This window comes from Streptomyces sp. NPDC001410, assembly GCF_042895235.1.
In the GTDB taxonomy this organism is placed as follows: Bacteria; Actinomycetota; Actinomycetes; order Streptomycetales; family Streptomycetaceae; genus Streptomyces.
On the sequence record NZ_JBIAWE010000006.1, the window covers coordinates 133,085 to 146,422 of the forward strand.

The following is a 13,338-nucleotide window of genomic DNA, read 5'->3' on the forward strand; positions in this document are numbered from 1 at the left end:
TCATGCCGTGCACTGCGCATCGATCTCCGGGCGGTACGGCATCGACGCCGACGCCCCCTCCCGCTGCACGGACAGGGCCGCGGCGGCGGCCGCCCAGGACAGGGCCTCGCGCACCGGTTTCTCCTCGGCGAGGGCCACCGCGAGCGCGCCGACGAAGGTGTCGCCCGCCCCTGTGGAGTCCACGGCCTTCACCTCGGGTGCGGGCACCACCAGGGGTTCGGCGCCCCGGGCCAGGTACAGGCTGCCGGTCGCGCCCAGGGTGACGACGACCTCCGGGACCAGGTCGAGCAGGGCGGCGGCCGCCTCCCGCGGGTCGGTGCGGCCGGTGAGGGTGACCGCCTCGTACTCGTTGGGGACCAACAGGTCGGTCGCGGCGAGGAGTTCGGGCGGGAGCGGCTGGGCGGGAGCCGGGGTGAGGATGGTGCGGACGCCGTGCCGGTGGGCCGTCTGCGCGCCCGCGACGACCGCGGCCAGCGGGATCTCCAACTGGAGCAGCAGGGCGTCGACGGAGGCGAGCACGCCCTCGTCGCCGGGTGCGAGGTGGTCGACGGTGCCGTTCGCGCCGGGGACGACGACGATGGAGTTGCCGCCCTCGGCGTCCACCACGATGTGCGCGGTGCCGGACGGGCCCTCGACCGTGCGCAGGAAGTCGGTGTCCACACCGGAGTGTTCGAGGGTGTCGCGCAGGCGCACCCCGAAGGCGTCGTTGCCGACCGCGCCGATCATCGAGACCGTGGCGCCGGCGCGGGCCGCGGCGATCGCCTGGTTGGCGCCCTTGCCGCCGGGGATCGTACGGAACTCCCGTCCCGTCACGGTCTCGCCGCGCTGCGGAGCCTTGGTGACGTAGGTGACGAGGTCCATGTTGGTGCTGCCGAGGACGGCGATGTGGGTCATGGTCGGGTCGCCTCCAGGTGCGTGAGGTGGGCGAGGGTGTCGAAGCCGGTGCCGTCGAAGTCGGCGACGGAGGTGGCGAGCCGGTTCTTCAGCGGGGCCCGCCAGCGCTCGGGGAGCGCGCTCGGGGTGCCGGCGAGGAGGCCGGCGACGCTGCCGGCGGTCGCTCCGCCCGAGTCGGTGTCCCAGCCGCCGGACACGACTCGGCAGACGGAGCCGGTGAAGTCGCCGTCCGCGTGGGTGAGGGCGGCGACGATCAGGGCGGTGTTGGGGATGGCGTGGACCCAGTGGTGGGTCGCGGAGTAGGCGGCGTGGAGTTCGTCCACGACGTCGTCGAAGTCCCGGTGTTTCCCGGCCGTGCGGAGGGCGTGGTCGATCGCGTGCGCCAGGCGGGAGCGGGGTGGGACCACCGTGCGGCCGGTGTGCAGGCAGGCGTGGATGTCGTGGGTGCCGGTGGCCGCCGCCGCGAGGGTGGCGGCCGTGAACATGGCCGCGTAGACGCCGTTGGCGGTGTGGGTGAGGCGCGCGTCGCGGTGGGCCTGTTCGGCGGCGGCCGCGGGGTCGCCCGGGTTGGTCCAGCCGTGCATGTCGGCGCGGATCAGGGCGCCGATCCATTCGCGGAACGGGTTGCGGTGGCGGGCGGTGTGCGGGGGTTCGATGCCGGTGAGGAGGTTGCGGAAGGCGATGCGCTCGGCGGTGAAGGTGCGGCCGGGCGGGAGTTCGTCGAGCCAGAGCCGTGCCACGTCGGTGGTGGTGAAGGTCCTTCCGTGGCGCCTGAGCAGGAGGAGGTTGAGGAGGGGGTAGTTGAGGTCGTCGTCCTCGGGCATGCCGTCGATGTTCTCGGCGAGGGAGGTCGCGGCGGAGCGGCGGTTCCAGGGGTACTGGGCGAGCAGGTCTTCGGGGACGCCGCGCGCGGTGAACCAGGTGGACAGGGGCCAGTTGCCGGCGGACCGGGCGAGGGCGCGGATGCCGTCCAGGGGCAGCTTCTCGACGGGTTTGCCGAGGAGACAGCCGATGGCCCGGCCCAGCCAGGATGCTTCGAGGGCGAGGGGGGTGAGGGTGGGTGGGGTGCGTCCGGAGGGTTCGGGCCAGTCCGGGCACAGTGCCTTGATACGGGCCAGGTCCGTCGGCTCGTCGTCGGTCAACCGGCCGGGCAGGTCGGCGAGTTCGTCCAGCAGGTCCTCCGCCAGCAGCCGAAGGTACCGCGATGCCGGCCGCGGTGAGGAGCCCGCGCGCTCCGGTGGCTCCAGGCCGCCCGCCGCCCGCCATCTCGCCTCGATCCTCGACGGTTCCCGGCCGTCCAGGCGGGCCTGGTGGAGTTCGTGGCCCAGGAGGTCCTCAGGCTGGATCCAGGTCAGGCGGAGCATGCCGTGCCTCCGAGCGCCGCGAAGGCCTGCTCGTGTGCACGCCGGCGGCGCACGTCCCGGGCGAAGACCTCGCGGGTGACCGCGGCCAGGGTCCGGGCCGGCTCCCACAGGTCCAGGCGGCTCGCCTCCGCCACCGTCTTCGCCCAGTCCTCCGGGACCGGGGAGCCCAGGGCGCCCACGAGTGCGCCGGCCATCGTGGCGATCGAGTCGCAGTCGCGGCCGTAGTTGACCGCGCCCAGGACTGCCTGGCGGTAGTCGCCGCCGGCGACCAGCAACATGCCCAGCGCGATGGGGAGTTCCTCGATGGAGTGCAGCCGGGAGGGGCGCCGGGCGCCGAGCGAGGGGGCGCGGTAGTCGGGGCCGACCGTGTCGTACGGGGCCACCGCCGCCCGGAGGGGGACCAGGGCCGACTCGAAGTCGCCGTGGTCGCACGCCACTTCGCAGACCTTCTCGATCGCCGTGCGCGTGCCGTCCTTCGCCAGGGACAGACAGGCGCTCACCACGGAGTCCGGGGTCGCGCCCGGTGCGGTGGCGGCGGCGACCGCCGCGGCGAAGACTCCGGCGGCCTCACGGCCGTACGACGACTGGTGCGCACCCGCGATGTCCAGCGCCTCGGCGTAGGCCCCGGCCGGGTCGGCCGCGTTGACCAGGCCGACGGGGGCCATGTACATCGCCGCACCGCAGTTGACGATGTTGCCGACGCCCGCTTCCCGGGGGTCCACGTGACCGTAGGCCAGCCGTGCCACGAGCCACTTCTCGGCGAGGAAGACACGGTGGAGCGGCAGCGCCTCGGCCTCCAGCTCCGGGATCCAGCGCGGGTTGGTCATCAGGTCCGGGACCAGGTGCTCGGCGACGGCGTATGCGTCGAGGTGGTCGCGAACGCGGGCGTAGACCCTGACCAGCGCGTGGGTCATCAAGGTGTCGTCGGTGACGTGGCCGTCGCCCTTGTGGTACGGGGCGATGGGGCGGGCCGTGCGCCAGTGGTCGCCGTGCCAGGGGCCGACGATGCCGTGGACCCGGCCCCCGTGGCGGTCGGTGATCTGGTCGGGGGAATAGCCCTCGACGGGGCCGCCGAGCGCGTCGCCGACGGCGGCTCCGACCAGGGCTCCGGTGATCCGCTCGTCCAGGCCGGGCCCGCGGTTTTCTTCTCCTATGGGCGTCATGCCCCGAATCATCCTCCTGGTCGGGCCCGTTGTGCGGCTTCCAGGAGTCCGGCGAGTTCCACCAGGTCGGTGCCGGTGAGGCGGGGGAGGGCGCAGCCGGAGAGGACTCGGCAGGCGTCGCGCCAGCCGGCCGGGACGGCCGCGCCGCCGCCCAGGGCGCCGGTGAGCGCACCCGCGAGGGCGGGGGCGGAGTCGGCGACCCGGGACAGACAGGCGGCGGCGGGGACGGCCTCGGCGAGGCGGCCCCGGGCGGCCGTGGCGAGGGCCAGGGCGACGGGGACGGTCTCGGCGGCGGCGATGCCGTAGCTGTAGACGTGGTCGACGATCTGGTGTTCGAGGAGGGGGACGAGGGCGAACGCCGACTCGCTGTCCTCGGCCAGGGCGAGGGCGTGGCGGGTGTTGCGGCCGATCTCCGTCGCCGCGGGGAGTTCGGCGAGCGCGGCCGTCACACAGGTGTCCGGGTCCGCTCCGGTGAGGGCGAGCGCGAGGGCCGCCGCCATCGCGCGGGCGCCGTGCACGCCGTCGCCGTCCTGGGTGTAGCGGGCGTCGAACTCGGCGAGGCCGGCGGCGCGTTGGGGGTCGCCGGGGTGGGCCACCGCGAGGACGCAGGCGCGGACGCAGGCGGCGTCGTCGAAGTAGTGCGGGTTGTCGTGGCCGGTGGCGGGCGGGCGCAGGCCGGCGGCGAGGTTGCCGAGGCCGGCGCGTACGGAGATGCGGGCGCGCAGGGGCAGTACGGCGGACTCGATCTCGGGCGCGCGGTCCGCCGCCGCGGCGACCTCGGCGGCGACGGCGGTCCAGGTGAGGTCGATGGCGGCGCGCATACGGCGTTCCCGGCTGAGGTCGCCGAGCACGTCGTCGCCGCCGGCCCGCAGGACCGCCTCCGCGGCGAACGCCGCCCACTCGGCATCGTCGGAGGGGCCGAGGCGGAGGGGTTCCGGCGGCTGGTTGAGCGCGATCGGCACGGGCAGGGTGGTGGTGGCGTTCTGCTCGGCGAAGGTGTCCAGTTCGCGGGTCAGGCGGCGGGTCCACTCGGGCATTCTGGCGGCGCGGTGCCGGGCGGCGGGCCAGCCGGCGGCGTCGCCTGCGGCTAGGCCCAGCAGGAGTCCCTCGATGCGGCGCGTCATGACACCGGCTCGCTGTCCTGGTGAGCGGAGTTACCCGCACCGACCAGGGGGCTCCGCCCCCTGGACCCCCGGACCTTTGCCCACCCACCACCCGACTCGTTTGGCTGAGAAGTGGCTGGGAGGGGTGTGGGGGGCTCGGTCGGCTGAGAAGTCGTCGGCCCAAGCCCCCGAACGTCCTCCGGCAGAAAGTCCGGCTGCACCACCCCCGCCCCCCACTTCCCTCCCTCCCCCGGCACCAGCAGCTCCGCCACGTCCAGGACGTGATGGCCGGCCATGGAGGGCAGACAGCGGCCCCGTACCGGGCCGATCGCCGATGCCCACTCCGGCGGGATCGCCGAGGCGCCCTGGGTCGCGCCGGACAGGGCGCCCGCCACCGCGGCCGTCGTGTCCGCGTCGCGGCCCATGTTGACCGCCGTGAGGACCGCCTCCCGGAAGTCGCCGTCCGCCGCCGCGTACGCGCCGAAGGCGAGGGCGACCGCCTCGGGGGCCAGGTCGGTCCAGGGGTAGCCGCCGATGACCACCGCGGAGCGGACCGCGCGTTCGCCGCGGTGGGCCACGGTCACCGCCCGCCGCAGCGAGCGGGCGGTCCAGGAGTCCTCGGGGACGACGGCGAGCGCCGAGGCGATCACCACCGCGGGCGAGGCGCCCGCCATCGCCGCCGCCACTCCCGCCGCGACCGCCTGGCCGCCGTAGATGCCCTCGCCCTCGTGGCTGACCAGGCCGTCGATCGCCACCAGACGGGCCGCTTCGGCGGGGCGGCCCGCCGCGAAGACGCCGAAGGGGGCCGCCCGCATCGCCAGGCCGTCGCTCCAGGCGTGCCGGTGCTGGGCGGAGATGGGCGCCGCGAGGCCGCGGCGGAGGTTCTCCAGCGTGCCCCGCTCGCTGAAGCCCGCGCCGCGGAAGGAGCCCTCGGCCCGGTCGGCGATCCACTCGTGCCATGCGGCCTCGACATGGGCGGGGGTGAGTGCCGAGCCGTGCCGGGCCAGCAGCAGGCCCGAGAAGATCGCGTACTCGGTGTCGTCCGTGCCGCACGGCTCCTCGGTGACGTACCCCGTGATGCGGCCCCAGCGGGCGCGGATCTCGGAGGGCTTCAGGTTCTCCGCGGGCGCCCCGAGCGCGTCCCCGACGGCCAGGCCGAGCAGGGCGCCGCGGGCCCGTTCGCGCAGTCCGGTGGCGTCCCCGGGCGCCGGGGCCGGGGGAGTGCAGGCGATCGATGCCATGGGCGGCCTCTCCTTCACGGGACCACGACGGGGCGACAGCGGGGCCGCGTCGGGACCTCAAGGGGGTCACGGGGACCTTTGCGGATGTCTCCCACGGGAGGGGCGCGCGTGAGCCTCGGCAGGCGCCGTGTCACCCAGTCGGCATCTGAGCAATGATCAGCACGGATGAGCGGATAGAGGTAAATCCGCAGGTTAGCCCAGCCTTTCCTTGCTGGCGGCGATGAAATTATCGGCGTACGTTCGCTGTTGTCGAAAAGTAGAACTCATCCAAAGTTAGCTTTGGCTAATCTTCCTGGGGGACCCGCATGGCCATCATCGAGACCGAGGCGGCGCTGCACGAGGCGCACCGCGACAACCACACGCACCGGGACGTGAACGGCGGCTGGCTGCGTCCCGCCGTCTTCGGTGCCATGGACGGCCTGGTCTCCAACCTCGCTCTGCTGACCGGTGTCGCCGGCGGTTCCGTCGGTCACCAGACGATCGTCATCACCGGGCTCGCGGGCCTCGCCGCCGGCGCCTTCTCCATGGCGGCCGGCGAGTACACCTCCGTCGCCTCGCAGCGCGAACTCGTCGAGGCCGAACTCGACGTCGAGCGGCGTGAGCTGCGCAAGCACCCGCAGGACGAGGAGGACGAGCTGGCGGCGCTCTACGTGGCCCGTGGGGTGGAGCCGCAGCTGGCCCGTGAGGTCGCCCGGCAGCTGTCCGAGGACCCCGAGCAGGCCCTGGAGATCCACGCCCGCGAGGAGCTGGGCATCGACCCCGGTGACCTGCCGTCGCCGCTGGTCGCCGCCGTGTCGTCCTTCGGGTCGTTCGCGCTCGGCGCCCTGCTGCCCGTGCTGCCGTTCCTGCTGGGTGCGACCGCCCTCTGGCCGGCCTTGCTGCTCGCGCTCGCCGGGCTCTTCGGCTGTGGTGCGGTGGTGGCCAGGGTGACCGCGCGGACCTGGTGGTACAGCGGCCTCAGGCAGCTCGCCCTGGGCGGTGCGGCGGCCGGTGTGACATACGCCCTGGGCAGCCTGTTCGGAACGGCCGTAGGATAGTGCGACCGCAACCTATGCGATGGGCCGCATAAGTAGCCGTTACTTGCTGGTTTCGAATGCTTAACCACCGGGCATGAGCCGTAAGCGCTGTGGGCAATGACGCCTGCGGCGCACTCGCGGGAGGAGCGACGACGCTCCACCCGCCCCCCTTCGGGCCGACGGACACCGATCTGATCGATCTTGTCCCGCTCGGTCCCCCCAAACTTTCCCGCCGCTCGTGTGCGGCGCTGCCGTGACCCCGCGGCACCTGCCGTAAACCCGGGCGGCGTCCGCATGCTGGAACGGAGTATCCGGTTCCCGAGAACCGCTCCATCATGTAACCTGCATGAAATTTAGCCACATCCGCAGAGGGCCAACGTCGTCCCTCGGCACTTGCCACATGACGACGACGGGAGAGCCGATGCGTACGCCGCGCCAGCCGTCCCAGCATTCCGCGAATGGCCAGAACTGGTCGTTCATGGATGCTCGCCCTGCTGCGCAGGGTATGTACGACCCCCGCAACGAGCGCGACGCCTGTGGCGTCGGCTTCGTGGCCACCCTCACCGGTGAGGCGAGCCATGCGCTGGTCGAGCAGGCGCTGACTGTCCTGCGCAACCTCGAGCACCGCGGCGCCACCGGCTCCGAGCCCGACTCCGGCGACGGCGCCGGCATCCTCTCCCAGGTGCCCGACGCCTTCTTCCGTGAGGTCGCCGGATTCGACCTTCCCGCGGCGGGCTCGTATGCCGTGGGCATCGCCTTCCTGCCGGGTGAGGGGACCCAGGACGCCGTCTCGCGGATCGAGACGATCGCGGCCGACGAGGGCCTGACCGTCCTCGGCTGGCGCGAGGTTCCCGTCGCACCGGAACTGCTGGGTGCCACCGCCCGGTCCACCATGCCGGTCTTCCGGCAGGTCTTCGTCGCCGACGGCGCCAGCGAGGGCATCGCGCTGGACCGCAAGGCCTTCGTGCTGCGCAAGCGCGCCGAGCGGGAGGTCGGTGTCTACTTCCCGTCGCTCTCCGCCCGCACGATCGTCTACAAGGGCATGCTGACCACCGGCCAGCTGGAGCCCTTCTTCCCGGACCTGTCCGACCGCCGCTTCGCCTCGGCCGTCGCGCTCGTCCACTCGCGCTTCTCCACGAACACCTTCCCGTCGTGGCCGCTCGCGCACCCCTACCGGTTCGTCGCCCACAACGGTGAGATCAACACCGTCAAGGGCAACCGCAACTGGATGCGCGCCCGTGAGTCCCAGCTGGTGTCCGACCTGTTCGGCCACCAGGAGAAGCTGGACCGCATCTTCCCGGTCTGCACCCCGGACGCCTCCGACTCCGCGTCCTTCGACGAGGTGCTCGAGCTGCTCCACCTCGGCGGCCGCTCGCTCCCGCACGCCGTGCTGATGATGATCCCGGAGGCGTGGGAGAACCACGACTCCATGGACCCGGCCCGGCGCGCCTTCTACCAGTTCCACTCCACGATGATGGAGCCCTGGGACGGCCCCGCCTGCGTCACCTTCACCGACGGCACCCAGGTCGGCGCCGTGCTCGACCGCAACGGTCTGCGCCCCGGCCGCTACTGGGTCACCGACGACGGCCTCGTCGTCCTCGGCTCCGAGGTCGGCGTCCTCGACATCGACCCGGCCAGGGTCGTCCGCAAGGGCCGCCTGCAGCCCGGCAAGATGTTCCTGGTCGACACCGTCGAGCACCGCATCATCGAGGACGACGAGATCAAGGCGTCCCTCGCCGCCGAGCAGCCGTACGCCGAGTGGCTGGAGGCCGGTGAGATCGAGCTGGGCGACCTGCCCGAGCGCGAGCACATCGTCCACACCCACGCCTCGGTCACCCGCCGCCAGCAGACCTTCGGCTACACCGAGGAGGAGCTGCGCGTCATCCTCGCGCCGATGGCCAAGGCCGGCGCCGAGCCGATCGGTTCGATGGGCACCGACTCGCCGATCGCCGCTCTCTCCGAGCGCCCGCGGCTGCTCTTCGACTACTTCACGCAGCTGTTCGCGCAGGTCACCAACCCGCCGCTGGACGCGATCCGCGAGGAGCTGGTCACCTCCCTGCGCAGCTCGCTGGGCCCGCAGGGCAACCTGCTCGACCCGACCGCCGCCTCCTGCCGCTCCGTCGTGCTGCCCTTCCCGGTCATCGACAACGACGAGCTGGCCAAGCTCATCCACGTCAACGCCGACGGCGACATGCCCGGCTTCAAGGCCGCGACCCTCTCCGGCCTGTTCCGGGTCTCCGGCGGCGGTGACGCCCTCGCCGCGCGGATCGACGAGATCTGCGCCGAGGCCGACGCGGCCATCGAGAACGGCGCCCGGCTGATCGTCCTGTCGGACCGGCACTCGGACGCCGAGCACGCGCCGATCCCGTCGCTGCTGCTCACCGCGGCCGTCCACCACCACCTCATCCGCACCAAGCAGCGCACCCACGTGGGCCTGCTGGTCGAGGCCGGCGACGTCCGCGAGGTCCACCACGTCGCGCTGCTGATCGGCTTCGGCGCCGCGGCCGTGAACCCGTACCTGGCGATGGAGTCCGTCGAGGACCTGGTCCGCGCGGGCACCTTCCTGTCGGACATAGAGCCCGAGAAGGCCATCCGCAACCTGATCTACGCCCTCGGCAAGGGCGTCCTGAAGGTCATGTCCAAGATGGGCATCTCGACCGTCGCCTCCTACCGCGGCGCCCAGGTCTTCGAGGCCGTCGGCCTGGAGGACACCTTCGTCGAGAAGTACTTCAACGGCACCGCCAGCAAGATCGGCGGCGTGGGCATCGACGTCATCGCCAAGGAGGTCGCCGCCCGCCACGCCAAGGCCTACCCGGCCTCCGGCATCGCCCCGGCGCACCGCGCCCTTGAGATCGGCGGCGAGTACCAGTGGCGCCGCGAGGGCGAGCCGCACCTGTTCGACCCGGAGACGATCTTCCGCCTGCAGCACTCCACGCGCTCCGGCCGGTACGACATCTTCAAGAAGTACACGGAGCGGGTGAACGAGCAGTCCGAGCGCCTGATGACGCTGCGCGGCCTGTTCGGCTTCAAGTCCGAGCGCCGGCCCATTTCCATCGACGAGGTCGAGCCGGCGAGCGAGATAGTCAAGCGGTTCTCGACCGGCGCCATGTCGTACGGCTCCATCTCCAAGGAGGCGCACGAGACCCTCGCCATCGCCATGAACCAGCTGGGCGGCAAGTCCAACACCGGTGAGGGCGGCGAGGACCCGGAGCGCCTGTACGACCCGGCGCGCCGGTCCAGCATCAAGCAGGTCGCCTCCGGCCGCTTCGGTGTGACCTCCGAGTACCTGGTCAACGCGGACGACATCCAGATCAAGATGGCCCAGGGCGCCAAGCCCGGCGAGGGCGGCCAGCTGCCCGGCCACAAGGTCTACCCGTGGGTCGCGAAGACGCGTCACTCGACGCCGGGCGTGGGTCTCATCTCCCCGCCGCCGCACCACGACATCTACTCCATCGAGGACCTGGCCCAGCTGATCCACGACCTCAAGAACGCCAACCCGGCCGCACGTATCCACGTGAAGCTGGTGTCGGAGGTCGGCGTCGGCACGGTCGCGGCCGGTGTGTCCAAGGCGCACGCGGACGTGGTCCTGATCTCGGGTCACGACGGCGGTACGGGTGCCTCCCCGCTGACCTCGCTCAAGCACGCGGGCGGTCCCTGGGAGCTGGGCCTGGCCGAGACGCAGCAGACGCTGCTGCTCAACGGCCTGCGCGACCGGATCGTGGTCCAGACGGACGGCCAGCTGAAGACCGGCCGTGACGTGGTCATCGCCGCGCTGCTCGGCGCCGAGGAGTTCGGTTTCGCGACCGCTCCGCTCGTCGTCTCCGGCTGCGTGATGATGCGCGTCTGCCACCTGGACACCTGCCCGGTCGGCATCGCCACCCAGAACCCGACCCTGCGCGACCGCTTCAACGGCAAGGCCGAGTACGTGGTGAACTTCTTCCAGTTCATCGCCGAGGAGGTCCGCGAGATCCTCGCCGAGCTGGGCTTCCGCTCCATCGAGGAGGCCGTCGGCCACGCCGAGGCGCTCGACGTCGCCCGTGCCGTCGACCACTGGAAGGCGCAGGGCCTGAACCTGGAGCCGCTGTTCCACGTGCCGGCGCTGCCCGAGGGCGCGGTGCGCCACCAGATCGTCGAGCAGGACCACGGCCTGGAGAAGGCCCTGGACAACGAGCTGATCAAGCTGGCCGCGGACGCGCTCGCCGCCTCGGACGCCACCGAGGCACAGCCGGTGCGCGCCCAGGTCGCCATCCGCAACATCAACCGCACGGTCGGCACCATGCTCGGCCACGAGGTGACGAAGAAGTTCGGTGGCGCGGGCCTGCCCGACGACACCATCGACATCACCTTCACCGGCTCCGCCGGCCAGTCCTTCGGCGCGTTCCTGCCGCGCGGCGTCACGCTGCGCCTGGAGGGCGACGCCAACGACTACGTCGGCAAGGGCCTCTCCGGCGGCCGCGTCGTCGTCCGCCCGGACCGCGCGGCCGACCACCTCGCCGAGTACTCGACCATCGCGGGCAACACCATCGCCTACGGCGCCACCGGCGGCGAGCTGTTCCTGCGCGGCCGTACCGGTGAGCGGTTCTGCGTCCGCAACTCCGGCGCGCTGGTCGTCTCCGAGGGCGTGGGCGACCACGGCTGCGAGTACATGACCGGCGGTCGCGCGGTGGTCCTCGGCCAGACCGGCCGCAACTTCGCGGCGGGCATGTCCGGCGGCATCGCGTACGTCATCGACCTCGACCGCGACAACGTCAACGTCGGCAATGTCGGCGCGGTCGAGACGCTGGACGACTCGGACAAGCAGTGGCTGCACGACGTGGTGCGCCGCCACGCCGAGGAGACCGGCTCGACGGTCGCCGAGAAGCTGCTGGCCGACTGGGACGCGGCCGTGGCGCGATTCAGCAAGATCATCCCCAGCACCTACAAGGCAGTGCTCGCCGCCAAGGACGCCGCCGAGCGAGCCGGTCTCTCCGAGACCGAGATCACCGAGAAGATGATGGAGGCGGCGATCAATGGCTGACCCGAAGGGCTTCCTGAACCACGGCCGTGAGGTCGCCAAGACCCGCCCCGTCACCGAGCGCGTCAAGGACTGGAACGAGGTCTACGTCCCCGGCTCCCTGCTGCCGATCATCAGCAAGCAGGCCAGCCGGTGCATGGACTGCGGCATCCCGTTCTGCCACAACGGCTGTCCGCTGGGGAACCTGATCCCCGAGTGGAACGACTACGCCTACCGCGAGGACTGGGCGGCCGCCCAGGAGCGCCTGCACGCGACCAACAACTTCCCGGAGTTCACCGGTCGCCTCTGCCCGGCCCCCTGCGAGTCGGCGTGCGTGCTCGGCATCAACCAGCAGCCGGTCACCATCAAGAACGTCGAGGTCTCGATCATCGACAAGGCGTGGGAGACCGGGGACGTCGCCCCGCAGATCCCCGAGCGCCTGTCCGGCAAGACCGTCGCCGTCATCGGCTCGGGCCCGGCGGGCCTCGCCGCCGCCCAGCAGCTGACCCGGGCCGGCCACACGGTCGCCGTCTACGAGCGCGCGGACCGCGTCGGAGGCCTCCTCCGGTACGGCATCCCCGAGTTCAAGATGGAGAAGCGGCACATCAACCGCCGTATCGAGCAGATGCGCGCGGAGGGCACCCGCTTCCGCACCGGCATCGAGATCGGCCGCGACCTCAAGGCGACCGACCTGAAGAAGCGGTACGACGCGATCGTGATCGCCGCCGGCGCCACGACCGCCCGTGACCTGCCGGTGCCGGGTCGCGAGCTCAAGGGCATCCACCAGGCGATGGAGTACCTGCCGCTGGCCAACAAGGTGCAGGAGGGCGACTACGTCACCGCGCCGATCTCGGCCGAGGGCAAGCACGTCGTCGTCATCGGCGGTGGCGACACCGGCGCCGACTGCGTGGGCACCGCCCACCGCCAGGGCGCGGCCTCCGTCACCCAGCTGGAGATCATGCCCCGCCCGAACGACGAGCGGCACCCGACCAGCCAGCCCTGGCCGACCTTCCCGATGCTCTACAAGGTCACCTCGGCGCACGAGGAGGGCGGCGAGCGGGTCTACTCCGTCTCGACGACCCACTTCGAGGGCGACGAGGACGGCAACGTGCAGTGGCTGCACCTGACCGAGGTCGAGTTCGTCGACGGCAGGCTGACCCCGAAGCCGGGCACCGAGCGCAAGATCCCGGCCCAGCTGGTCACCCTCGCCATGGGCTTCACCGGCACCGACCGGGAGAACGGCCTGGTGGAGCAGTTCGGCCTGGGCCTCGACGAGCGCGGTAACATCGCTCGCGACGCCGACTTCCAGACCAACGTGCCGGGTGTGTTCGTCGCCGGTGACGCCGGCCGCGGCCAGTCCCTCATCGTGTGGGCGATCGCGGAAGGCCGCTCGGCCGCCCGCGGTGTCGACCGGCACCTGACCGGAGCGAGCGACCTGCCGGCCCCGATCCGCCCGACGGACCGCTCGCTGATGGTCTGACGGTCCCGCAGTAGAACGTCCCGTACAAAGGCGTACGGAACACTGGTGGCGCCTGCCCCACAGTCCCCGACCGGACGTGGGCAG

8 protein-coding genes are annotated in these 13,338 nt (G+C 72.1%); 3 read left to right on the forward strand and 5 right to left on the reverse strand.

The window, feature by feature from the left end; translation table 11 throughout:
* The 5 genes from rbsK to ACFY3C_RS14540 are packed head-to-tail and all read right to left on the reverse strand — an operon-like array spanning nt 1 to nt 5,765.
* On the reverse strand, nt 1–894 hold the full coding sequence (rbsK, locus tag ACFY3C_RS14520; RefSeq protein WP_390770955.1) for a ribokinase: 894 nt from the start codon (nt 892–894) through the stop codon (nt 1–3).
* Nucleotides 891–2,258 carry an ADP-ribosylglycohydrolase family protein gene (locus ACFY3C_RS14525; RefSeq protein WP_390770956.1) on the reverse strand — a complete coding sequence of 456 codons (1,368 nt, stop codon included), beginning with the start codon at nt 2,256–2,258 and terminating at the stop codon, nt 891–893. Before ACFY3C_RS14525 ends, rbsK begins: the two co-directional genes overlap by 4 nt.
* On the reverse strand, nt 2,246–3,421 hold the full coding sequence (locus ACFY3C_RS14530; protein WP_386574217.1) for an ADP-ribosylglycohydrolase family protein: 1,176 nt from the start codon (nt 3,419–3,421) through the stop codon (nt 2,246–2,248). Before ACFY3C_RS14530 ends, ACFY3C_RS14525 begins: the two co-directional genes overlap by 13 nt.
* Before the next feature lie 8 nt (nt 3,422–3,429).
* Nucleotides 3,430–4,545 (reverse strand): ADP-ribosylglycohydrolase family protein, encoded by a 1,116-nt coding sequence (locus ACFY3C_RS14535; RefSeq protein WP_390770957.1) that lies wholly within the window; start codon nt 4,543–4,545, stop codon nt 3,430–3,432.
* Entirely contained in the window at nt 4,542–5,765 is a 1,224-nt protein-coding gene (locus tag ACFY3C_RS14540) for an ADP-ribosylglycohydrolase family protein (RefSeq protein WP_390770958.1), read from the reverse strand. The genes ACFY3C_RS14535 and ACFY3C_RS14540 overlap by 4 nt, the downstream gene beginning before the upstream one ends.
* Before the next feature lie 305 nt (nt 5,766–6,070).
* Between ACFY3C_RS14540 and ACFY3C_RS14545 the strand changes: the two genes are divergently transcribed.
* From ACFY3C_RS14545 to ACFY3C_RS14555, 3 genes are all read left to right on the forward strand, one after another.
* Nucleotides 6,071–6,802 (forward strand): VIT1/CCC1 transporter family protein, encoded by a 732-nt coding sequence (locus ACFY3C_RS14545; protein ID WP_389183580.1) that lies wholly within the window; start codon nt 6,071–6,073, stop codon nt 6,800–6,802.
* Between the two features lie 400 nt (nt 6,803–7,202).
* Nucleotides 7,203–11,798, forward strand: a complete 4,596-nt coding sequence (gene gltB / locus ACFY3C_RS14550; protein WP_390770959.1) for a glutamate synthase large subunit — start codon at nt 7,203–7,205, stop codon at nt 11,796–11,798.
* Nucleotides 11,791–13,254, forward strand: a complete 1,464-nt coding sequence (locus ACFY3C_RS14555) for a glutamate synthase subunit beta (protein WP_386574210.1) — start codon at nt 11,791–11,793, stop codon at nt 13,252–13,254. The genes gltB and ACFY3C_RS14555 overlap by 8 nt, the downstream gene beginning before the upstream one ends.
* Nucleotides 13,255–13,338: the final 84 nt, after the last annotated feature.